This is a genomic window from Prevotella sp. C561 (assembly GCF_000224595.1).
Taxonomy (GTDB): Bacteria; Bacteroidota; Bacteroidia; order Bacteroidales; family Bacteroidaceae; genus Prevotella; species Prevotella jejuni.
In genome coordinates, this window is the sequence record NZ_JH114142.1 from 114,074 (window position 1) to 139,480 (window position 25,407).

General features: G+C 39.1%; 13 protein-coding genes, 1 tRNA gene and 6 pseudogenes. 1 reads left to right on the forward strand and 19 read right to left on the reverse strand.

Annotated features, from left to right (window positions below; genetic code table 11):
* Window positions 1–345, forward strand: a pseudogene (locus HMPREF0666_RS04775) (IS30 family transposase); the annotation flags it as partial.
* Window positions 346–990: 645 nt separating this feature from the next.
* Here the strand turns inward: HMPREF0666_RS04775 and HMPREF0666_RS17895 are convergent.
* The 19 genes and pseudogenes from HMPREF0666_RS17895 to recN form a co-directional block, all read right to left on the reverse strand.
* Window positions 991–1,617 (reverse strand): hypothetical protein, encoded by a 627-nt coding sequence (locus tag HMPREF0666_RS17895; protein ID WP_009011210.1) that lies wholly within the window; start codon window positions 1,615–1,617, stop codon window positions 991–993.
* A gap of 82 nt (window positions 1,618–1,699) precedes the next feature.
* Window positions 1,700–2,542 (reverse strand): annotated as a pseudogene (locus HMPREF0666_RS04790) (hypothetical protein); the annotation flags it as partial.
* A 698-nt stretch (window positions 2,543–3,240) separates the two neighbouring features.
* Window positions 3,241–7,476, reverse strand: a pseudogene (locus HMPREF0666_RS04800) (RHS repeat-associated core domain-containing protein); the annotation flags it as partial.
* Between the two features lie 388 nt (window positions 7,477–7,864).
* Window positions 7,865–8,251 (reverse strand): hypothetical protein, encoded by a 387-nt coding sequence (locus HMPREF0666_RS04810; protein WP_009011216.1) that lies wholly within the window; start codon window positions 8,249–8,251, stop codon window positions 7,865–7,867.
* Between the two features lie 325 nt (window positions 8,252–8,576).
* Window positions 8,577–9,497 (reverse strand): annotated as a pseudogene (locus tag HMPREF0666_RS04815) (RHS repeat-associated core domain-containing protein); the annotation flags it as partial.
* 137 nt (window positions 9,498–9,634) lie between these two features.
* Entirely contained in the window at window positions 9,635–10,102 is a 468-nt protein-coding gene (locus HMPREF0666_RS04820; protein ID WP_009011218.1) for a hypothetical protein, read from the reverse strand.
* Between the two features lie 6 nt (window positions 10,103–10,108).
* Entirely contained in the window at window positions 10,109–12,403 is a 2,295-nt protein-coding gene (locus HMPREF0666_RS04825) for an RHS repeat-associated core domain-containing protein (RefSeq protein ID WP_369750537.1), read from the reverse strand.
* A gap of 348 nt (window positions 12,404–12,751) precedes the next feature.
* Entirely contained in the window at window positions 12,752–13,219 is a 468-nt protein-coding gene (locus tag HMPREF0666_RS04830) for a hypothetical protein (protein ID WP_009011220.1), read from the reverse strand.
* Complete coding sequence (locus HMPREF0666_RS04835; RefSeq protein WP_050803226.1) at window positions 13,216–13,575, reverse strand: hypothetical protein; 360 nt, start codon at window positions 13,573–13,575, stop codon at window positions 13,216–13,218. The genes HMPREF0666_RS04830 and HMPREF0666_RS04835 overlap by 4 nt, the downstream gene beginning before the upstream one ends.
* A 153-nt stretch (window positions 13,576–13,728) precedes the next feature.
* Window positions 13,729–15,056 (reverse strand): annotated as a pseudogene (locus tag HMPREF0666_RS04840) (RHS repeat-associated core domain-containing protein).
* A gap of 816 nt (window positions 15,057–15,872) precedes the next feature.
* Complete coding sequence (locus HMPREF0666_RS04850) at window positions 15,873–16,499, reverse strand: hypothetical protein (protein WP_157600243.1); 627 nt, start codon at window positions 16,497–16,499, stop codon at window positions 15,873–15,875.
* A gap of 1,661 nt (window positions 16,500–18,160) precedes the next feature.
* Window positions 18,161–18,619, reverse strand: coding sequence for a hypothetical protein (locus HMPREF0666_RS04855; protein WP_009011225.1), 459 nt, complete (start codon window positions 18,617–18,619; stop codon window positions 18,161–18,163).
* Between the two features lie 209 nt (window positions 18,620–18,828).
* Window positions 18,829–19,050, reverse strand: a complete 222-nt coding sequence (locus tag HMPREF0666_RS04860) for a hypothetical protein (RefSeq protein ID WP_050803227.1) — start codon at window positions 19,048–19,050, stop codon at window positions 18,829–18,831.
* A 225-nt stretch (window positions 19,051–19,275) separates the two neighbouring features.
* The gene (locus tag HMPREF0666_RS04865) at window positions 19,276–19,713 is read right to left on the reverse strand and encodes a hypothetical protein (RefSeq protein WP_009011226.1); all 438 of its coding nucleotides are present in this window, start codon (window positions 19,711–19,713) and stop codon (window positions 19,276–19,278) included.
* Window positions 19,714–20,178: 465 nt separating this feature from the next.
* The gene (locus HMPREF0666_RS04870) at window positions 20,179–20,619 is read right to left on the reverse strand and encodes a hypothetical protein (RefSeq protein ID WP_369750534.1); all 441 of its coding nucleotides are present in this window, start codon (window positions 20,617–20,619) and stop codon (window positions 20,179–20,181) included.
* Between the two features lie 318 nt (window positions 20,620–20,937).
* Window positions 20,938–21,408, reverse strand: coding sequence for a hypothetical protein (locus tag HMPREF0666_RS04875; RefSeq protein ID WP_009011228.1), 471 nt, complete (start codon window positions 21,406–21,408; stop codon window positions 20,938–20,940).
* A gap of 406 nt (window positions 21,409–21,814) precedes the next feature.
* A tRNA-Arg gene (locus HMPREF0666_RS04880) sits at window positions 21,815–21,889 on the reverse strand.
* Window positions 21,890–21,977: 88 nt separating this feature from the next.
* Window positions 21,978–23,661: pseudogene (locus tag HMPREF0666_RS04885) on the reverse strand (tetratricopeptide repeat protein).
* A gap of 20 nt (window positions 23,662–23,681) precedes the next feature.
* The gene (recN, locus tag HMPREF0666_RS04890) at window positions 23,682–25,355 is read right to left on the reverse strand and encodes a DNA repair protein RecN (protein ID WP_009011231.1); all 1,674 of its coding nucleotides are present in this window, start codon (window positions 25,353–25,355) and stop codon (window positions 23,682–23,684) included.
* Window positions 25,356–25,407: the final 52 nt, after the last annotated feature.

The following is a 25,407-nucleotide window of genomic DNA, read 5'->3' on the forward strand; positions in this document are numbered from 1 at the left end:
AAAAATGCCAAAGAACTGGCACGAACTGGTAATACACTTACTATCTCCTTTCAAAGACCATATCAAGTCTATTACAACTGACAATGGTACAGAATTCGCTTGTCATGAAATGATAGCCAAAAGCCTTGGTGTTACCATATATTTTGCTGACCCATACGCTTCATGGCAGAAAGGGGCTATAGAAAATGCTAACGGACTAATTAGGCAATACGTGCCAAAAAAGAAACCTTTGAGCATATCAGCCAGCAACAAATCACGAAGTATTCAAAGAAAATTAACATGAGGCCAAGAAAGAAATTAGATTTTAAAACACCACAGGACTGCTTTTACGAACTAATTAAGTAAATTTGCACTTGCTTGTTGAATTCACGTTTTTTCTTTATCCTAAGTATTATATAAGAAAATAAAAAATCAAAATATTTAATGATATCATATAGAAATATGTATCTATAATGATGTTCCCACCCATATAGAGTAGTATCCACAGCCCCGCTAAGGCCAAGAAATACCAAGTTGCTTCTTCCTTTAATATTTTTTTAGATTCATTATCTCGTAAGTTTTTGAAAAATTTCACTTCCAGCATTATTCCCTGTACGACTGAGCGATATAGCCATTGTGGCATATTACTCAGCCAACGAATCTACCACACACTAAAGACTTATTACAGGTTTCATATATTTTACACCATAGTTACAAGTCACCCTCCTCATCGTATTGCTTGCCGTAGATTTTATATAGCAGGTCCTCACGGCTACTATGCTCATCAACTAATTTCATTTTAATAGACATAGTAGTGGAATTTTCATTATGAAGTGTCCATTTATTTTTATTTTCGTCAAATGTATATTGGACTTCTGAAATAATTTTCTTTCTTATACCAGATTTGTATGAACAATGCAACCTGACGATTATATTTCCTTTTTTATAAATAAAATAGGCCAACCGATAATGTAATAATTCTTTTTGATGTATTTTTTATATTCAGAACCTTCAATGACATTCTCTTGTTGGTTTTTGAAAAAACCAACTTGGAAAATATTCCTTATTTATATATATTAAATGCCGAGGGACTCCCGATCTTTCCAAATAGCCAATCGCTCTATTAACGGCCTTATCATAAATACTGTCAAAGTCTATAAGTTTTCCTTGCTTCTTAGCATTCTCAGGCTTGTAGTATAAGTCTTTCTGAGAGATTTTTATTGCCTTAAAAGCTTTATTATCTACATTAAAGAGTGATGTATATCCGTCTGTAAAAGCCCACATTTTATCTTGTCTGCAAAAGATCTGCCCTATCTCTATTAGCAGTGTATCCCTGCCTATCATTTGTAAAAGCGGATATCCGACAAGATTCTTTCCTATTATTAGTTTACCGTTCTTAAGGTGTAAATTATTCCAGCCCTTTATTCTTTGAACATTAAAACCATATGGATTATAATTATTGACGAGATAGAAATCTTTTCTGTCAAATTTATCTTTCCACCTGTCAGGTACTGTTCTTAAGAAATTATAGTATGAGATTTCCAATGCTTTGTTTAGAGAAGCATTCTGCCCTTTTACATTTATACAAAATAAAATCAATACAATACAGAGCTGAATAAAAATGAGTTTCTTTTTCATTTCTTGAATGATTATTATTGTTCTATAGCAAGAATCACCTTCATACCTCTTCTTGTTACTCTTAGAAGGCAATACCCTATGATGCTCCATTGATAAAGACACCCTCCATCGTACCGTAACTCTTCATGATACGTTCGCCGGCAGCATTGTAAGTGTAACGACTCGTCTTACCGTTATCGCTTAAGACCATGAGGCGGTTATCCTCATCCCAGTACATTTCACGGGTAGTGTTGGTTGAATCGTTCGTTACCAGCGTTGGATTACCATTAGCATCGTAGGTGTAATGATCGTGTCCAATATGCGTTGGAGCCGTCGGGTGGTTACTGTCCTCGTACTTATAAGCAAAGTTATAAGACTTCGCAGTCGTCGTTGAGTCCACCTTCTGCACCTTTGTCAGCGGTTCACTCATCCGTCCGAACGACATCACCATGTCATACGATGCACGCTTTGCCTTACCGTTTGCATGAATAAGACGGTTCAGCTCATCATACTCATACGTATGCGAACTCCTTCCTCCCAGCTTCGCCTTGTTGAGTTTCGTCAGCGACGTTGGGTTGGCAGCATTCGTAATACCGAGGATATTATCCACAGCATCATAACGATATCTGTTTTCCATCACAGTCTGACCGTCCGCTGTAAGGTTCATCACCTGCAGACGTTCACGCTGCTTGTCGTAGGTATAGGTAGTCTCCGTGCCGTTACCGAGCTTCGTATAGACCGTATGACCCTCTTTGTCGTAACCTATCCTGTCAACAATAACGCTCTGACGTCCCTGTTTATTGCTCGTAAGACTCTCAACCTGTCCTGCAGCATTGTAGTGATAAGTCACCACTTCACCGTCAGGATAAGTCATCGTCTGCACACGGTTCCAGCTGTCGTACGTAGCACCATAGACATAAGTCCTGATATCCGCCACGCTCGCCATGACCGTACGGACAGTCTTTGTCACCTCACCCTGTCTGCCGTAGTAGTAGGCTTCACCGCCACTCGCATCCTCTACGAGGGCAAGACGACCGGCACGGTTGTACTTATCGCCAGCCTTACCATAGGTATAAGTAACACGGTTGAAGAGATTTTCGGGATAAAGCACCTCGTGAAGCCGTTCGAAGTCGTAGGTGTAAGAGATGTAACCCTTGTCAGATATCGACTTCCTAAGTTCTGCCGTGAGCTTCGTCAGGAGGTTACCTGCCGCATCATAAGTCATATCCATCTCACCTGCATCAGGATGATTTTATTTTTCATATCCAGATATATTCTTAATATAAGCCCACTTTGAATCAAAAGTAATTTTCTTATTATTTAAAAGATTCGTTAATACAATAACATTTTTATCATTTTTTCTCTGCATTATAAAATTATACTTCATACCTTTAGTAAGACAAAAATTTTTTATATCAACATCTATAAAGTCAAATTCGAACTGAACAGTATTAATTTTTTTTGGGACCACTTTAAAGGTAAAACTTTAGGTAATTCTGTTGTATCTAAAGTTAAAATCAGTTCAGTATCTTCTCCTGTCAAAATAGTAATCTTGATAACTTCTATTTTCGTAAAAGTAGGCAGAGAGTCCTTATATATAGCAGATACGCTTGTTGTATTTTCAAATAGTGTAAAATCCATTGCTTATTTATGGTTAAAAATATAATGTTTTTTTGTCCCAGGATACGTTCCCTTTCTAGTATTTTCTTTTGGACGTATATTAAAATGTGGTTTTCCAGCATCATCTCTAAATTGCTGATGACCAACAGAGTGTTCTTGTATAACAGCATCCCCATGAGATCCCTTATAATGATATTCTCTTGTCATGATAGGCTTCCCATCTTTTCCAAGAATACTCTTACCATTCGATTTACTCATGGGTACTTTAGTAACACGAATAGGATGCTGAGACATGGGAATTCCTGCATCTCTTTTTGCTGCTCTAAAAGCCGATCTTCTCGTTATTTTTTCAGAAATTTGCGTTACGTGTTCAACTGTTTTACCTGCTCTTAGAGCCTTTAATCCCGATGCAGCTCCCCCTGGAATATACGGAAGGACAGTAGCTGCTGCATCAAGTATAATTCCGACACCGTCTAAGGCAGCCGCACCGTATCTCCCTCTATTTATATTATTAGTTAAATTTGCTACTCCTAACAGAACATTAGCAGCATCCCAGATTGTTTCTAAAGGGATATTCCCATCTGGATCCTTTAAACGGATAGGATTATTATTACAATATACATATGCAGCGATATTAGTAAAATCTTCCGCTAAATTATCCACCCCATACCAAATACTTGTCATAGGATTCAAGTACCTTGCACCATAATAGTACAGGCCAGTCTCATCATCGAACTGTTTACCATTGAACTTATAAGGTAAGTCTTCACTCGATGAGTGCTCGTCTACAAGGAGTTCACCGTACGGCAGGTAGGCATCATACTGCGTGATGTTGGCATGATCGTCCGTGATGTAAGACGTGCTACCGAGGTGATCACTGTGATAGAAGAAGGTTTCCTCTTTTGTGGTGTCGTTAGGAATATATCCATAACCAGCCTGTGGGTCATCAGGGTTGCTCGGGTCGTTCCAGCTTACAGGCGGACCGGGGTTGGTATTTGGTGTGGTGTTCGGCTTCGGAGTCTGTACCCAACCCTGTGGCACATCGTGGTTACCGAGTTCTGTGAGAACGGCATTATAACCAACACCCGTGTTCTCCGGATCACCATACGCACCCTTCTCTGTAGGTACACCAGGCGCTACCCCCACCTTCTTATAATACGCCTCTTTCTGTGTCTGAATCTGATTCATACGTTCTGCATAGTCCTGCTGACCAGCCGTTACGTATGAACCGTTGCGTCCATAGACGTTATTGAACAATCCTGTACCGATACGGCTGGCGATTCGTTTGTCACCAATGAAGTAATGCTTCGTGAATCTATTCTTGTTAACAGAGAGAATACTTGCAGGATAAAGCGTGAAGTTATCCGTCTCGTGGAATGTGATACCCTGTGGCGCACCATTGATATACACACCTTCCATTGTTCCATAGCTCTTCATGATGCGTTCACCAGCAGCGTTGTAAGTATAACGACTCGTCTTGCCGTTATCGCTTAAGACCATCAGGCGGTTATCCTCATCCCAATACATCTCACGGGTAGTATTCGTAGAGTCGTTCGTTACCAGTGTTGGATTACCGTTAGCATCATACGTGTAATGGTCGTGACCAATCTGTGTTGGAGCTGTCGGGTGGTTGCTGTCCTCATACTTATAAGCAAAGTTATAAGACTTAGCTGTTGTCGTTGAGTCCACCTTCTGAACCTTGGTCAGCGGTTCGCTCATCCGTCCGAACGACATCACCATATCATACGATGCACGCTTAGCCTTACCGTTTGCATGAATAAGGCGGTTCAACTCATCATACTCATACGTATGCGAACTTCTTCCTCCTAACTTCGCCTTGTTGAGTTTCGTCAGCGACGTTGGGTTGGCAGCATTCGTAATACCGAGGATATTGTCCACAGCATCATAACGATACCTGTTCTCCATGACTGTCTGACCATCCGCTGTAAGGTTCATCACCTGCAGACGTTCACGCTGCTTGTCATATGTATAGGTAGTCTCCGTGCCATTACCGAGCTTCGTATAGACCGTGTGACCCTCCTTGTCGTAACCTATCCTATCAACAATAACGCTCTGACGTCCCTGTTTATTGCTTGTCATGCTCTCAACCTGTCCAGCTGCATTGTAGTGATAAGTCACCACTTCACCATCAGGATAAGTCATCGTCTGCACCCGGTTCCAGCTATCATACGTAGCACCATAGACATAAGTCCTGATATCTGCCACGCTCGCCATGACCGTACGGACGGTCTTCGTCACCTCACCCTGTCTGCCATAGTAATAGGCTTCACCGCCACTCGCATCCTCAACGAGGGCAAGACGACCGGCACGGTTATACTTATCGCCAGCCTTACCATAGGTATAAGTAACACGGTTGAAGAGATTTTCAGGATAAAGCACCTCATGAAGCCGTTCGAAGTCGTAGGTGTAAGAGATGTAACCCTTGTCAGATATCGACTTCCTAAGTTCTGCTGTGAGCTTCGTCAGGAGGTTACCCGCCGCATCATAGGTCATATCCGTCTCACCTGCATCAGGATGATTCACCATCAGTTTCCGACCAAGCAAGTCGTAGGCATACTTCGTCTCCTTGCCGTTAGGATGCTGAACCGTCATCACCTGACCGACAGGGTCATAGCTGTACTTCACCGTGATATCCTCACCACGGGCATGCTGCACCGTTTCACGGTTACGCCCCTTGGCATCCGTATAGCTCTCCGCATGTCGCCCTAGTGCATCCGTGACCGTTGTCTGGAGCATTGGTTCACCGTCATGGCTACCGATAGTATAAGCCGTACGTGTCACACTACCGTCAGCAAGCGTAACACTCATGGTACGGTCGTGTGCATCATACTCTGTCTTTGCCTGCAGATCACCTGTAGCATGGTTGTAAGTGCCAATATTACCATGGCTCTCCGTCATTGGGTAGTAAGCCGCAACATTACGTCCGAAGGCATCGATGACAGCCCTTCCACTGACGATGGAGACCTTTTGATTGCTGCCACCAGACCAAACCACACCTGTCTGCTTCGTCTGGACAGCACGCATCAGCGAGTCGGCAAAGGTATAGGTATCAATGTTGCCTTCCTTAGAATAATGGATGGTATGTGCCTTGCGTTCTGCAGGGAAGTACTCAAAACAGATAGTAAACGGCTGACCGCTCTCTATCTCATACGGAGCACGAATCGTCAGCTGACGTCCTAAAGCATCGTAGGTGTATTCCATCTTCTGCCCGTTGAGGTCGGTCGTTACAGACGGAGCATTCCAAAAACCATCATAAGCCGTACTGGAGCTATAGCCGTATGCATCCCTGACACTTGTCACAAGACTATGATAGCGGTCATCATACGTATAAGCATAGAACATACGCTGATGGTTATAGTTCTCCGGCTTCGTCATGCGTGTGATGTTGCCATAGCCATCGTAAGTCATGTTATAGACTGATGGCTTATCACCATTATGGAGTATAATCTCCGTTATCTCACCGTTGCCGTCCACCTTCGTGCTGCGTTCACGGTAAGTCTTACCGCCACTGCTGACAGTGATATGGCTCGGAACACCAACGATATACTTATCTGCTATCTTATGATAGTTAATGTTTGCCTCTAAGCTATAACCCGTTGTCGTTTCCTTATATCCCTGTAGATTACCATAGTCATCGTAAGTATTATTGACCGCAACCGCCAGACTATCCCCACTATTTACATCAAAGTTACTCTGAACAAGCGTCTTTAGGGCAGGGAAGACAACAGCGTCTGTCGTATTATGACCAACGGCGAGTGTCTTCAGGTCGTAGTCATATAGAGATCCCTGCAGCTTCTTTCTATCAGCGGTATAGAGATACTCACTCGTAACAAGCCCATGCGCATAGTAATCCCTATTCTTGCCATAGGTCTGTACGGAGTAACGATAGAGTTTATCACCGTTCTCAGTGTCTATCTGATTGGTACGTACCTGCTTGAAACCATAGAAGTCACGCTCACGACGGTCACGGTAGCCACCGCTATATTCGAAGGTATTCCTGCTTCGTACTGCTCCGTTCTCCTTGTATCCACCTGTCGTCTCAACAGATGACATCACCCAGCGACGTCCCGGCAAGTCATAACTTGGAGTTGTCTGCTCATAGTTGATATTGATATGTCCGCCGAAAGGAAGCGTCACAGAGCGCAGCATGTTCATTCTTCCCGTAAGGTTACGGTAGACTATAAGCTGCTTTGCCCCATCAGCAACAATAATGTCTGGATGTCCGTCACCGTCGATATCCGTCTAGCCCCTGCCGTACAGGCGTTGCCAGACAATAAAAACAATCCTGTATTATTTCTAACGTACTAACTCCTGGTCACAATACATTGGAAGAACAATAGTAGTATCTGCACGTATCAAACATATATCAGTTTCTCCTTTCTTCTTGAAAATATAATCGCCCGGTTGATAATTCTCTTCAATCTCCCAAAAATAAGGAATCTTGATACATTTATGTTCCCCACAATTATCTATTCCAAATATTAAAAAAAATCTGTTTTCATGTCTTCCCACACCCTGTCCTTTTAGGCTGTATTCAATAGGCCTCAAGTCTTGTACAATTTTATTGCAGGTTATACAGCTTGAGAAATTAAGAAAGAAAAGAAAAGATAAGATAATATGCCTCATATTAGAATTTTAAAATATACTTTGTTTTCAACATCTCTCTAGATACGCCATTACTTCCTCCTATAGCTTTTATACTTATTCCTGCTCCTATTCCATAGGATGAATAGGTATGATTATCAATAGGTGTTCCATAAACGGCATTCAATGGGCCAATCGTAGCGGCATTGTTATAACCAGTACCTTCATACAGATCAATATTATTCTTTAAATTTGTATGGTTTTTGTATCCAACAAGGTTGAGATATGCATTAAAACTTAAAGCAGGTTTAGCCAAATCCCCCCCCGCAGACATAAGGCTATAAAGACCTCCCTCAGAACCACTAATTGTGAAACCGAGACCATAAGAGTAATGTAAATTGGCAATTTGAAAACTAAATCCAGCTTCCAATCCTATTGCGTCAAAGTTAAAAGGGGCATAGATACCTGAAGAAGTTTTTTGGCAATTCTTTATATCTACAAAGTTCCAGTCCCATATTACTTAGAATGTCTAAGAAATTAACATGTTTTTTATGGGATACAGACACTTCATCCATTGGGTGGGCTGAAAGAATATTCCCTTGATTATCACCGAATTTATATTGTCCTTGATTATCGAACATATTTACAGTATTTCCTAAATATCTTCCACCTTCTGGGATAAACTTTCTGTCTTTAGCAGAGTTGACTCTTTCATCCCAATAGACGCCCTTGTCCTTTGTTTCAACCCATCCCATTCCATTGGGGTCTAGTATCCTAACAGGATTTCCACCACCATATAGATAAGGGATAGTTTGAACATACTTTTCCGCCAACGGATCCACCCCATACCAAATGCTAACCATAGGATTCAAGTACCTTGCACCATAATAATACAAGCCGGTTTCTTCATCGAACTGTTTGCCATTGAACTTATACGGCAGGTCCTCTCTGCTACTATGCTCATCAACCAACAGCTCTCCGTACGGCAGGTAAGCATCATATTGCGTGATGTTGGCTTTATCATCTGTGATATAAGACGTGCTGCCGAGGTGGTCACTATGATAGAAGAAGGTTTCTTCTTTCGTAGTGTCATTTGGAATATAACCATATCCAGCCTGTGGGTCATCAGGGTTGCTCGGGTCGTTCCATGAGACTGGAGCACCGGGGTTAGTGCCTGGTGTGGTGTTTGGGCGTGGAGTCTGTATCCAACCCTGTGGTACATCATGATTACCGAGTTCTGTGAGGACGGCGTTATAACCAACACCAGTATTCTCTGGATCACCATACGCACCCTTCTCTGTCGGTACACCTGGAGCTACACCCACCTTCTTATAGTATGCTTCCTTCTGTGTCTGGATCTGATTCATACGCTCAGCATAGTCCTGCTGACCAGCCGTTACGTATGAACCGTTGCGTCCATAGACATTGTTGAACATACCCGTTCCTATCCTTGAAGCAACTCGTTTGTCACCAAGGAAGTAATGTTTCGTAAAGCGATTCTTGTTTACAGAGAGGATACTTGCAGGATAAAGTGTGAAGTTGTCCGTCTCATGGAATGTAATACCCTGCGGTGCACCATTGATATACACACCCTCCATCGTACCGTAACTCTTCATGATACGCTCACCAGCAGCATTGTAGGTATAGCGGTTGATGCCGTTGTTGTCTTTCAACACCATCAGGCGGTTCTCCTCCTCCCAGTATAGCATATGATCATAAGATAAATATCTTTCTAATAGATTACATGCTATATTTATTTTTAATTTATCGATTAAATTCCGATGAAAATTCTTAAGTAAAAAGTTTTTATATCTTATATTTTTACCTTCTTTTTATCATTACATAAAGTAATTAATGTAATGTGCGTTATTTTAATTTTTGAATTAAAAAATCCAATATAAATGTGATACTCAAAAGTACAACTCTGCCCTTTTTCAAACCACAATTCAAATCCATTCCCATTTTCTTTAAGACTTTCGTTCCCATCAATATAACCATAAACGTCATTAGATATAACATTATCAAATCTATAAAAGTGAGAATCACGCTTAATCAAAAGAATCCTATTTTCCCCTTTATCAACGTATTTTTCACAACCGTCAGCTGTCATACTATAAGGGCTAAATATAGCTATTTGGGTATTCTGTCCATTTAAGGTAAGGCTATCAACAATAACATACCCTTGTGGAATTAAATATCCTTGCCATTTTCTTTGAGCTTTCCCATTTATACTAGGAGCTGAAAAAATAATAATGAATAAAATAAGAATAAACTTTTTCATATAAAATTATTTTTTATGCCAAAATATAGTTCTACCAAATGTACCTGTCGCTATTAGAGAGAATTTTGCTGTACTTTTGCCATCATGAATAAAAATTCCATTCCTCTCAAAAACGGGTGACACCTGCATCTTTGATTTTATCCTCTGTAAATAGCTTTCATTTCGATAAACATAATCTTTTCTGATATTATCTGGTATTGTTATTTTATTATACTGTCTAAATTTTGGATGGCTAAGCCCTTTAGTTGCAAAATCTGTTCCGTCCCACAACGTTGCACCATGAGTTGGATCAATATCTGATTGTAATGCATCTATTATACCTGCTCTTGCAGTAGTTCTTGTAGAACTTGTAAGATAATCTTTATCATAAGCAACTCTTGCTGATGCAGGAGTAGTCGAATAATTTTGATCATTCAGTTGTTCATATAAAGAATGGTTCTTTACTCTAGGCCCTCCTTTTACTCTTACATGTGCGTAATTCACATCTTTATCATCAACTGCATTATTAGCTGCATGTGCAATCCACAAGCTTTCATTTGGGGCATCACTCGATTCTACATCTACAATATGAGCAGCAATATTAAACTGTTCATCTGTCATACCATTTCCATGATCAATTAACTGAGTCAATTTACCATCTCGTTCAATATATACAAGATTATCTTTTCCTTCTTTCCTTAAGAATTTTCCTTGAGCATTGTATATAAACTTCTGACCATCAGGATCAAATAAATTTATTGGATTGTCTGCACAATAAACATAAGAACCTATTTCTTTATACTTCTCTGCCAGCGGATCCACCCCATACCACAGACAGGTAACAGGGTTCAAGTACCTTGCACCATAGTAGTACAAGCCAGTTTCTGCATCCATCTCCTTGCCATTGAACTTATACGGCATATCCTCACTACTACTATGTTCATCAACAAGCAATTCACCGTACGGCAAATAAGCATCGTACTGAGTGATATTGCCTTTACTGTCTGTGATATAACTTGTACTACCAAGGTGATCGCTGTGATAGAAGAAAGTCTCTTCCTTCGTTGTGTCATTGTCCACGTAGCCATAGCCAGGCTGTGGATTCTCTGGGTTCGTTGGATCGTTCCAGCTAATTGGAGCACCAGGCTCATTTCCTTCAGTAGTGTTGTGTTTCGGAGTCTGTATCCAGCCCTCTGGTACACTATGGTCGCCCAGCTCGGTAATCACAGTGTTATAGCCCACACCTGTATTTTCAGGATCCCCATACGCACCCTTCATTGTAGGTACACCAGGGGCAATGCCCTGCTGTTTATAGTATGTTTCTTTCTGCTTCTGAATCTGATTCATGCGTTCAGCGTAGTCCTGCTGACCAGCCGTTACATATGAGCCATTACGCCCATAGACATTATTAAACAGACCTGTTCCTATTCTTGAAGCAACTCGTTTATCACCAAGGAAGTAATGTTTTGTAAAGCGATTCTTGTTTACAGAGAGGATACTTGCAGGATAAAGCGTGAAGTTATCCGTCTCGTGGAATGTGATACCCTGTGGCGCACCATTGATATACACACCTTCCATTGTTCCATAGCTCTTCATAATACGTTCACCAGTAGCGTTGTAAGTATAACGACTCGTCTTGCCGTTATCGCTTAAGACCATCAGGCGGTTATCCTCATCCCAATACATCTCACGGGTAGTATTCGCCGAATCGTTCGTTACTAATGTTGGATTACCGTTGGCATCATACGTGTAATGATCGTGACCAATCTGTGTTGGAGCTGTCGGATGGTTACTGTCCTCATATTTATAAGCGAAGTTATAAGACTTAGCAGTTGTCGTTGAATCCACCTTCTGTACCTTTGTCAGCGGTTCACTCATCCGTCCGAACGACATCACCATATCATACGATGCACGCTTAGCCTTACCGTTTGCATGAATAAGACGGTTCAGCTCATCATACTCATACGTATGCGAACTCCTTCCTCCTAACTTCGCCTTGTTGAGTTTCGTCAGCGACGTTGGGTTGGCGGCATTCGTGATACCGAGGATATTATCCACAGCATCATAGCGATACCTGTTTTCCATCACAGTCTGACCATCCGCTGTAAGGTTCATCACCTGCAGACGTTCACGCTGCTTGTCGTAGGTATAGGTAGTCTCCGTGCCATTACCGAGCTTCGTATAGACCGTGTGACCCTCCTTGTCGTAACCTATCCTGTCAACAATAACGCTCTGACGTCCCTGTTTATTGCTCGACATGCTCTCCACCTGTCCTGCAGCATTGTAGTGATAAGTCACCACTTCACCGTCAGGATAAGTCATCGTCTGCACCCGGTTCCAGCTGTCATAGGTAGCACCATAGACATAAGTCCTGATATCCGCCACACTCGCCATCACCGTACGGACGGTCTTCGTCACCTCACCCTGCTTGCCATAGTAATACGCTTCACCACCCGAAGCATCCTCCACGAGGGCAAGACGACCGGCACGGTTATACTTATCGCCAGCCTTACCATAGGTATAAGTAACACGGTTGAAGAGGTTTTCAGGATAAAGCACCTCATGTAGTCGCTCGAAGTCGTAGGTGTAAGAGATATAACCCTTGTCAGATATCGACTTCCTAAGCTCTGCCGTGAGCTTCGTCAGGAGGTTACATACATTGTATATTTTTTAATTATTACTAATTTGATATTTTATTAAAGTATTATCCATACAATGAATTTCAATTTTACCACAATTATTTTCAATTTTATTGTATGTGTCAGGTAATGATATTGTTTTTATGACTTCATATTGCTTTATATCTATAACAAAAACTTCTAATTCAGTAGCTACAAATATCTTTTTGTCATACATAACCATTTCGCAAAAAAGATACATTAAATCCAAACACATGATTCTATGTTTTTTCCTAAAATCATAAATAGCAAAATTTTGGTCAATTCCTATAGCATATACTTTAGGATATATTTTTAGGAACTCAGGTTGTAATAAGTCGCTTGACCAAGCTATTTTTGCATAAAAATTGCCTTCCACTAATTTCCCATATATTCGATAAGAATCATTATGGGAATCATCAAAAACTGAATCATAATTTATTTTTTTATATGTAAAATAGTCTATAATCTTAAGTTTCATTTCTTTATAAATATTTTGGGAATGATTGTTGTTACTTTTGGTGCTTTTGTCATATCTCCACCAGCGTAGAAAAAACTAGTTTGAATCTGACCTCTCTTACCAATATTTAAAACTTTATTTATTGTAATACCATATCTATTAGTGCTTCTAGAAACTTCAGTTCCTTTGACTAATATTGTAGCAAATGTTTTTGCTAATTGCTTTTTAGAACTAATACCTAAGGCGGTTAATTCCTTTAGGTTTTGAGCAGATCTTTGGACATTATGCACATTGCCTTCAACTACTCTGCCGAAGAAATAATCAAATTTACTCTCCGCAACTGTGAATTCTGCAACTTTAGTTCCTTTGTTAAGCACTTTAAATAAGCCTGCTCCACCACCAACTAGCCCTAAACCGATGTCTGAAAAAGTTGCTATACTATTTGCTGTATTGTCACTAGCTCCAGCAAATTTTACACCAGCTTTAATTCCTTGAAAGGTAAATGAATCAACTTCTTTACCTGTCCAAAGTTATCTTACACCAGCCTGAACATCATCTACCCCATGGACTACAGCTATTCCCCCTACAACAGCACCTACTCCTGACCAAGATGTAGCAATACCTCCTGTAATACCAGCTATTATTTGTAGACTACCTCCAATTACACGTAACCCTCCAGTAAATCTATTCCAACCAGGTCCTCGCCCATCAGGATCAATCAACTTAATTGGGTTGTCAAAAGTATAGACATATCCACCAGTAGTTGTATATTTCTCCGCTAACGGATCCACCCCATACCACAGACTCGTGACGGGATTCATGTACCTTGCACCATAATAGTACAAGCCTGTCTCGTCATCGAACTGCTTGCCATTGAACTTATACGGCAGGTCTTCACTGCTGCTGTGCTCATCAACTAACAGTTCACCATATGGCAGGTAAGCATCATACTGGGTGATGTTGGCTTTATCATCAGTTATGTAAGATGTTGAGCCGAGGTGGTCACTGTGATAGAAGAAGGTTTCTTCTTTCGTAGTGTCGTTTGGAATATAACCATATCCAGCCTGTGGGTCATCAGGGTTGCTTGGGTCATTCCAACTTACAGGTGGACCGAGGTTGGTATACGGTGTGGTGTTGGGGCGTGGAGTCTGAATCCAACCCTGTGGCACATCATGGTTGCCGAGTTCTGTGAGGACGGCATTATAACCAACACCCGTGTTCTCCGGATCACCGTACGCGCCCTTCTCTGTCGGTACACCTGGAGCTACACCCACCTTCTTATAATACGCTTCCTTCTGAGTCTGAATCTGATTCATGCGTTCTGCATAGTCCTGCTGACCAGCAGTGACGTATGAACCGTTGCGTCCGTAAACGTTGTTAAACAATCCTGTACCGATACGGCTGGCGATTCGTTTGTCACCAATGAAGTAATGCTTCGTGAATCTATTCTTGTTAACAGAGAGGATACTTGCAAGGTAAAGCGTGAAGTTATCTGTCTCATGGAAGGTAACACCCTGCGGTGCACCGTTGATATATACTCCCTCCATCGTTCCGTAACTCTTCATGATACGCTCACCAGAAGCATTGTAAGTGTAACGACTCGTCTTACCGTTATCGCTTAAGACCATGAGGCGGTTATCCTCATCCCAGTACATTTCACGGGTAGTGTTGGTTGAATCGTTCGTTACCAGCGTTGGATTGCCGTTGGCATCATACGTGTAATGGTCATGACCAATCCTATCCTGTCAACAATAACGCTCTGACGTCCCTGTTTATTGCTCGTCAGGCTCTCCACCTGTCCGGCAGCATTGTAGTGATAAGTCACCACTTCACCGTCAGGATAAGTCATTGTCTGCACACGGTTCCAGCTGTCATAGGTACATTATAGGTATAGGACATAAAAAAATAATTATCAGCTGTACATGTGGTTCGAAGACTAAAACTCTTCTATTATCTTTGCTATTTCTTTATCAATCTTTTCCATTTTAGGACAAAAAAAGTTCTCTTATACATTCTTCTAAAGATAAGCACATCTGTTATATTATTTTTTATCCAAAGTTCAAAGATTATCAGAAGGTCTAATGATAGTTTTTTCCCTGTATAATCTGTGATTAGAACATCATAATCGCCTATTCGCTTATACACTTGACTCCCGTTTGGATATAGAGTATATCCATTATTATTAAAAAACTTGATATTTCTCTTTATAAAATATGAATATTCCATAATAACGCTTATTTTGTAGAAGGAACACATCCTAGTCCTGGTATAATAAAAATAATAGCAGGCTCAGTCCCATGTTTTATAGCATCGTCTATATTCTTAGCACCATTTTCCCAAGTTGGACGAACAGCCTGATTAAAGCCTAATCCCCATAGAGTACCAAAATAGGGGATATATGAAGGCGTTTTTAGAACCCCTTCTGTTAGATAGTATGATTGAGCTTGGATAGTACTAGAAGTAATATCCTTATAGTAACGTATGAACCGTTGCGTCCATAAACGTTATTGAACGTACCTGTTCCTATCATTGAAGCGTTCCGTTTGTCACCAATGAAATAATATTTCGTAAAGCAGCTTCAACTATCTGATATTATAATCGTCGGTTTTGCTGTACTTATCACCTGTCTTATTATTGGTAATAAGTATTTGCAACATGATATTTCCAGCATAGATTAATAGCCACGATATTTGTTGAGGAAAGCTTCAATTGATGAAGACAACTGCTTTACTTCAAAAGGAGAGTGAGTTATAATGAAGACTTCACCTATATTATTAATGGCAATATAGTCGCCATCATTTAAGTTCCTAATAGTATAATATGTGTTTCCCCCAATCTCAAGTTCATTAATATCACCTACATCTATTAGCTTTAGTTCTTCTGGTGAAAGTTTATGCAAAAGCTTTTCTATAAAAGCTTTCTTCCCGTTTGAATGATTTGCATGTGTATTTTCTTTCAGTGTGGTAAGGCGAACTTTACACCAATCTAAATGTTTAAATTTAGAATTAAAATAATAGCCAATTATTGTACCAAACGAAATAAATAGCTGTACTTCTACATATTCTTGTTTCTTTTTATCCCAAATATAGATATCTGACAATGTTATCAACTCAGGATATTTGTAATTACTATAGTCATGGTATTCTCTATTGAGAACCAAACTATAGAACCCCTTTCCATAATGTTTATTCTTACATTTTCCGATAATATATTTGTTGTTTATTTGCTTTAGTAGAAAGTTCCATTTAGTTGGCAAGATGCAAATCACATTTTTAAGAAAGTTGAAATCTTGCTCCTCCATTTTGTTTTTATCAAAAAAGCTAAACATCTTATTTCGTTTTTAATTTTACTCTTCCTTTGTTTATTATTGTACTTTTCCTGCTCAGTAAGAGTATATCTTTATACGTCTTCTAAACTTGATACTTCTTCTAAAAATAATTCTGTTATAGATAGGAACAAAACAGGAGGAAATCATTCCTCTACTGTGACGTTCATCACAGCATTGAGAAGACGCTTTTCCTACATCACAACCCGACATCCACTGTAAGGTCCAGTACCTGCAGACGCTCAGCGTTATGTGTTATGTCGTAGCTATGCTGGCAATGTTATTCTCTTACTGAAAAGAATACATAAACTAAACATACCACTTTCAAAGGCAAATATACAACATTATTTTGTAAATGGGTCTTAAGATCATGGGAAAACGGGGAAAGACGAAGTGCTGTGTGCGTATGAATGTAACCATACCAGAATAATAAAAGGATCTTCTGATATATGGAATGATAAACTAAAGCTTTTATATCATAAGGCACACGGAGTGAGCAGAGGTAAAGGCAATGGCACGGAGTTGCAATGGCACAAAGAGTGACGGAGGTATAGCGTACAGATTCCTGATAACTATTGGGATAAACGCTTTGGGCATAAAGTCGCTAATAAAATATACAAACAACCTACGTAGCTCTACATACCGACAGTGCCTCCGGGACTACCGCTGCTTTGTATGAATAATCCTCCGTACTCTCCTTTTTTCTGTGTGACACTTCATCAAAGTTATAAACTTAGCCGGCACACTTTTCACTCCAAATATCTGTACCCCTAAAAACCACAATTTAGTTTCATTTTTAGTTGCTGTCATTTTTAACATTTCGTATAATAGCTTCATATTCAGAATATTAATGATTATAAAAGGGTGACAGAAGTGACAGCAAAATAGAAAACGGTATGTAATTGTCTTTTGTCCTTGGATGGAAAAGGATCACTGATAATTATAAGAAATAGTTGTTAATAATAAAACTATACAATATTGTTTCTTGTGAACGTATCCGCCTTTCTTTATAACACCGAACCATCACAAAATCACCTGAAGTATATTTACAAAAAGTTGAAGTAGTAAGTCTACAAATTCAGGAGATATGCAAAGGATTCAATCTTGTATTCCATTGTTTACCAACGTCTTACAAACTCCATTCAAGAAGGTGCCCTTTTATACCGCAAAAGGGCTTTTTTAACGCCTTAAAAGAGCATATTTTGGTTTGTAAAACGGCATCTTTTACTTTGATAAAGACCACCTACTAATCTTTATTTATGAATCTTTATTACAACACCACAAATCTCCTTCTTCTTTTAGACAACAGAGTACTGCCTTCTCTAAATTGTCATAAAATATCATGAGAACGTTTATTTTTCAATTTTCTTGTCACTTACATCGCAACCCTACAGGCCACAACACATTAATAATAAGACATTTACACGAAATATTAAAAATGACAGCAACAAAAATAATAAAACTAAATTAGGTTATTAGTGTAACTATAGAAGTTCCATTCAAATACTAAAATGCAATCATGTACCATTTGCTTACTACAAGCTACATAAGACACCCAAGAAGACAAATTATCGTTGTCGAGACTTAATTCCTTATTACCTAACATTGAAGAATTCACTTACTAAAATTCTGTAATATCAATCGCTATCACTTCCTGTTTGATATATAATCTCATAGATTCTTTCAGAGATTATATCTTTTCCTCCCTCAGCAAGATCTGGACATGTAAATATTTTACCATTATTTGTATAAATGATAAGAATAGAATAGGGATATATAGAAAGATTATAATCATTAATTCCACCTATATCAGCTATTTTTACTTCACCATACTTAGCTTTTAAACAATCATAAAAATAGATCCTATCCTTTTGAGTATATAAGTAGACTTTATTCCATAAACGCTGAAATATAAAATAAAAACTTATGCAACACACTAATAATACTAAAAGAAAAAGATAACTAAATACAATATAAAGTATTGGTGATCTTCTACTAACATTCATTAAGCAGAACATAAATGCTCCTAATGGCAAGAAACTTGCTATAGCTTGCAAAACAAGTAACTCTTTAGATATCTTATATTTTATATTCATAATCAATAATAGAGATGAACTCACGAAACAAATTTACCTCTTATAATTAATAGGATTAAACTTAAAGGTAGCAGCCATTCCCCTGCCCATATTAGCAAATAAGACGGAGAAGGCTACAGGTAATTTTAGGTACTACACATGTTCAAGAATCAATTATCCGGACAGGATTTCCACCACCAAATAGATAAAGGATAGTTCGTACGTATTTCTCAGCCAATGGCTCTACCCCATGCTATATACTTATGATTGAATTCATGTACCTTAATATTAGTACAAGCCAGTTTCTCATCTAACTGCCTACAGTTGAACTCATACGCCAGATCCTTGGATATAGAGTCTTCCTCTACGAGGAGTTCTCCGTACGGAGCATTATCATCATGTAGCTGGATGATGTTGGTTAATTCGTCTGTAATGCAAAATGATGAACTCAAATTGTCACTAAGTCTGACCACCTTGTCGTAACCTACCCTGTCAACTATAACACTCTACTAACCTGTCTATTGCTCGTCAAGCACACCACCTATCCTACGGTATTGTAGTGATAGATTACTACGTCACCATTAGGATAAGTCATCAACAACACACGGTATTCAAGAGTCGTAGCCTAAATCATCGAACTAAAAGTATATTTCAGAATAAATAAAGCTCTATAAGAGTTATGGTCCCTTTATCAACACATCCATATATCTCGCATCTACAGAAATGTAGGGATACTGTTTTCTATACTTCTCAAAAGAATCTACCCATAATTTACTCTGTACTATTGCATTCGGAGTGTCTGCCGAATAGGTAATCATTTTAGAGTTATTCATTTGATTACTCAATTCACTGTAACCATCACTATATGGTTCTGCAAAAATATATAAGCTGTCGTTAGGTACGATAAAGATATGAACTGTACCAATATTAGATAGTTTAAGATAATTCTTTTGAGGTGGAAGAATCCCATAATACGAATAGGGTATGACAAAACATCCATTGTTCGTTTTCCAAACAGTTAAAGTTCTATCCCCTATTTTATAGAAATGTCTACTTTCGTAAAACAACATCAGGGATACTATGAGTATAATTAAAAATACTACATATTTTCTCATCTTATATAAAACATATTTAAAGAAAGACTTTGAAAGTCATAGATTCTTTTCCAAGTAAGTTCACACACTTTTTGTAGCATCCTTTGCTTATAGTATTGTCCTTACCTGTAAACTTTATTGCCTCTGTTAACACCAGCCTATTCTACAAATTAGTAAACCATGGTATCTTTACTATGTATATCTTACTAATAGCTCTCTAATGCCTCCAAGGCTTTACATGAAATAGTCCAACCTCGTCCTGCTCTACCAGCCTACACTCCCTGCATTATAATTATCAACGTCACACATATTTGTATAATAGGGTTTACCATCTCGGTCCATTATAAGCGACACTCTATACATATATTAATAAGAACAATGATTGCCTTTATAAGATACGTTTCTTTCCATTTGCATTATGCATACATCATGACATCTATGTGGCTTAAAGGTATCCTTGAATCAAAGAACTTTTGTCTTGTAAGATTAGGGACATCTTGCGGGACCTTTCGTTGCACTATTCAATTCCAGCATAGGACAACCTTTGGAATCGTAGGTGTAATAATCATGTCCTATCTGCGTTGGAGCAGTTGGGCGGTTACTGTCCTCATACTTATAAGCAAAGTTATAAGACTTAGCAGTCGTCGTTGAGTCAACCTTCTGCACATTCGTGAACGGCTCACTCAGCCTTCCGAACGACATCACCATATCATACCATGCACGCTTAGCCTTACCGTTTGCATGAACAAGGCGGTTCAGCTCATCATACTCATACGTATGCGAACTCCTTCCTCCCAGCTTCGCCTTGTTGAGTTTCGTCAGCGACGTTGGGTTGGCAGCATTCGTGATACCGAGGATATTGTCCACAGCATCATACTGGTACCTGTTCTCCATCACAGTCTGATCATCCGCTGTAAGGTTCATCACCTGCAGACGTTCACACTGCTTATTCCAAGTATAGGCTTCTCCATCCTCTTATTACACTTTGTTAGACTGTTATTTTCAAATGGGAAAAGAGGGGTCAATACCAACTCTATAGAGCCAATAGTTGCCAAACTCCCTTGCAAAAAAGCCCGAAGCCTATACCTTCATTAGGTCTACTCAACTGTACAGAATGGCGTGAAAGAAATGATAGAGTTGAATTCTTATAAATTCAGTGGTTCACTTCTCCTACAGATTGAATCTACCTTTTGACAACAAAGGTAATGAATCAACCTTGTTTCACAAAAGGATTTTATATATTGTTTAAGTCTCTTGCTGTAAACGTAGATTACCTTCTATTATTTGAGGTGGTGTCTGAGGCTTAAAAGCCATTAAGATTGAAGGCTTTTCCTTAATAATATCATCTAATATATAGATATCATCGTCGATTAAACGAGATAAGCCTGTGAGAAATTCACAAATCTTATTGTGAACATTCAAACTATTTACAAACCGAACATCAATATCCATTTCTAATTGTTCTGTACTATTTAAGTACCATCTAATAACAGGTTTATTATATAAGAAAACAGTTATTATTTGATTATGAACACCATGTTCTATATAGTCTGCAAAATCTTTAATACTCTCTTCCATAGAGAGGAAAGGGGTTTTACAGATATAGTTGTAGATAGCTGTCATAGCACCTCTCTTAAGATGAAAAGCAATTATATCTCTTACATAATCATCATTAGTATAATATATATGTTTCTTTATTTGATACCAGTCCATCATAACCATCTTATTTGTTCTTAAATATTTGAATCTATCAGATTATCCTTCATGACTTATATTAAAGCCATCTCCAATAGCTTTATGATAAACAGCTCTTATTCCATTAGGCTCTATATCAAACATCTAATACATAGACGTCGTATGTTCCTGGGAATTCTCATAAAGAGAAGTTAGCTATATATTAATCACAAGACCGCAATATTTGTATAACAAGTAATATCATCCAATAAACAAAGATAAACAAATATTGGTAAATAAAAGTAGCTATCAGTAAGAATTAATAAGCCTAATAAAAAATCCTCTTTATTATCGATGCCACCAGTACTTTAGCTTGTAACACTATAAACACTCTGATAATAAAATAAAAAAGGAACATCCTTGCGGATATTCCTCTTATAACACTCAGTGATTCCGTTGGGGTTCGAACCCAAGACCCACAGCTTAGAAGGCTGTTGCTCTAATCCAACTGAGCTACGGAACCATCATGTGGGTGCAAAGGTACGGAATAAATTCGGTTCTGCCAAATTCCATTCCTTCAAATTTCATACCTATTAAACTATCTTGTCAAATTATTTATATTTCTGTAAAAACGTATCGGCTTGTGTATTACCAAGTTCCTTTGCTTTTTGAATATTCTTTATTCCAGACTCTTTCTGTTTACTTTCGCATTGTGCTATACCCAAGATAAGGTATGCATCAGGCTGAGCAGCATCAAGTTGGATTGCTTGTTGAGCAGCACTCATTGCAGCATCAAGCTTATTTAAACGTAACAAAAGACTTCCTGCCTCCGTTGGGTATAAAGGCTCTTTAGGGTCAAGTCGTGATGCAACAAGAATGTCTTGTAGTGCCTGCTGCCACATACGTCCCTTCACCTCACACTGTTCACGCATATAATAGAATGCTGCGCCAAGACGTCCCTGATTAAAATATTCATACGTATAATAATCTTGTACAGCCTTTCGATACTCCCCCATCTTCTCCAGCTGTTGTCCACGTGTATAGAAATATGGTGCAGAAGTAGATACGTATGGTGTATCACAAAGTTCGATACTCTTATTGAGTAAGTCGAGAATCTCCTGATCAGTACCTCCCAGATGTTGGCGGCTCTGTGCCATTTCCAAATACAACTCTGGATTATTAAATTTCGTCTTAGTTAGTGCCTCAAAGTCTGTATAAGCCTTTGCATAATCACCCTTTGCATAAGTAATTTGTGCTTGCAAATGGCGATAAGCATCATTGGCTTTTGCAGATTGAGCCTTTTGGACTTCATCCAAAGCCTTATCAAGTGTCCACCCAATAGCTTTAGCTTTTTCCTCAAACTCAGGGATAAACGCATTACGATAAATAAGACGAGCATAATTATAGTGAGCTTCATCCTTTGCAGTAACCTTTCCGATAGCAGTCTGCATTGTTTTATCAGCATTTGCGACCTCACCTTTAGCAATCTGTATGTTCGCTAACGCATAATATCCATCATTTGACTGTGGGAACTTAGTAATAAATTCGTTGACAATAGCCTCATGTATATTAGCAGGCTTCTCTGAAGAAAGCATCAAAGCAACAACAGCCTCTTCCAACGTGTTAGGTAAACCGATTCGTATATCACTCTGTCGAAGCGTTACATCATTCTGTGAAAGACCCTTAAGAACAAAGTCCTTCGCATAGTTAGCATCCGTGGAACTCTGGGAGTCACCAGATTTATTGTACAAACCTATAACCTGTCCCTTTTTATCAAAGACCGGAACACCATTCATCTTATCTGTTGCAGATGAGCTTAAAATAGCATAGTTATACTTATCCATGAACTTTTCAACACTTGTCACATTGGCTTTCTCAGCATTTCCACTTTTAAGTATAGGAGTAAGCCAAACCTCGTCACCTGCAGAAACAGTTGTTGCTAAAAGGTGCAGCAGCAGTCTTACCACTCACTTGAAACTTTGCTATATCATAGATTTCATTCGCACCAAGCAGACATTCCACGTCATGCTTCTGTCCCTTCGAATCTACAATAACAGCTTTATCAGCACCTATAAAAGGCTTCCATGGACTGACAGCAATCCCATCAGTACTTATGCAAACACCATTAGAAGTTGCCAAAATACTGCCATCTGCCTTAAAAGTTGTCAATGTAAAGGCTGCATCTGCAGCTTTCTTCACAGCGGCAGGCTGTGCGAAAAGGCTTGTAGACACACCAAACACAAGTGAAATGGCCAAAATTAAAGTTCTTAGTTTCATGTTCATTCTTTCTTTCATTGTATGTTTTTAGTAAGGTGTTATTTTTTCTTCTTACTTAATTCTAACAGTTCACGAGCATTCTGTAAAGCTGCATCAGAGATATCAGCTCCCGAAAGCATCTGTGCTATCTCTGTCACACGCTGCTCTTGTGTCAACTCACGCATGTGACTACGAGTACCTTCTGCTGTTTCTTCTTTCTCAACCTTATAATGTGAGCTACCCAAAGCAGCAATCTGTGGAAGATGAGTGATAGAAATAACCTGACGATTATTATCGCCCATTTCTTGCATGATGAGCGCCATCTTCTGTGCAATCTTACCACTAACACCAGTATCAATCTCATCAAAAATAATTGTTGGTAACTTCACTGCTCCACTTACCATTGCCTTTAACGACAACATCACACGAGCAATCTCACCACCGGAAGCTACCTGTGCTACTGGTTCCATAGCTGTACTTGTATTGGCAGAGAAAAGGAATTGAACCTTGTCTGCGCCATCTAATGATAGAGCCTTAGGCGACAAATCAACCTTAAACCTAACATTAGGAATACCAAGTGGTATAAGACGGCTCTTCATCTGTTCTTCAACAATCTTTATAGCCTTATGTCTTAGCCCTGTTAACTTCTCTGCTTGCTTTTCACAAGCTACAAGTTTTGCTTTAACATCTTGTTCAAGTAAATCCAGTTCTTCGTCGCTATTATCGATATTCTTAAGCTGTTCTGCAATATTATCACGAATCTCGATGAGCGCTTTCTCCGTAGAAACATGGAACTTTTGTTCAAGTGTATTCAGTAAGTCAAGCTGCTGATTGATACTATCTAAGCGTGAAGGGTCAAAGTCGATATTCTCAACTTCACTACTAACCTCACCTGCAATATCCTTCAACTCTATATGTACTGATGACAGTCGTTGTACCAGTTCTTGTGCTTTAGGATACACCTTCTCTATATCACCAAGACTATCCAGACTCTTTCCAAGCTTACTAATAACTCCACTATCATCATCATTCAGCAGATTATCAGCTTCATAGAAAGCTGTTTTGATATCTTCAGAATGTGAGAGAGTCTCACTCTCCTGCTCCAACTCTTCTTGCCTGCCTTCTACCAACCCTGCGTTATCCAATTCACTAAACTGAAAACGCATAAACTCTTCGTTTTCCTGTACCTTTGAGATCTGTTCTTTCACACTTGACAGATGTCGTTCAGCCTCTTTATATTGCTGAAATGCTGAACGATAAGCAGCCAGTTCCTTACTGTCTTGAGCAATGATGTCTATAACATTCAGTTGAAAATCATCCTTCTGTAACAATAAGTTTTGATGCTGTGAATGAACATCTATTAGCTGCTCACCCAATGCACGCATCATCTGCAACGACACTGGCGTATCATTAATAAAAGCACGAGACTTGCCCGTAGCCGTTAGTTCACGACGAACAATTGTATCTTCTGGTTCGAAATCAATATCATGTTCTGCAAAGAAAGAATCAAAACCATAGTTAGAAAGGTCAAAATGTGCTTCAATAGTACATTTCTTCTCTCCTTGTTTAATTTGTTTGCTATCAGCTCGATTACCTAACAATAATCCGATAGCACCAAGGATAATACTCTTTCCTGCACCTGTTTCACCAGTAATAACCGAGAAACCAGAATGAAAGGCTATATCCAACTGGTCTATCAACGTATAGTTTTTTATATATAGATGTTTCAGCATATATTTATCAATAATACTAAGTGAAGTTAGAATATAGGACTATTTCATACTA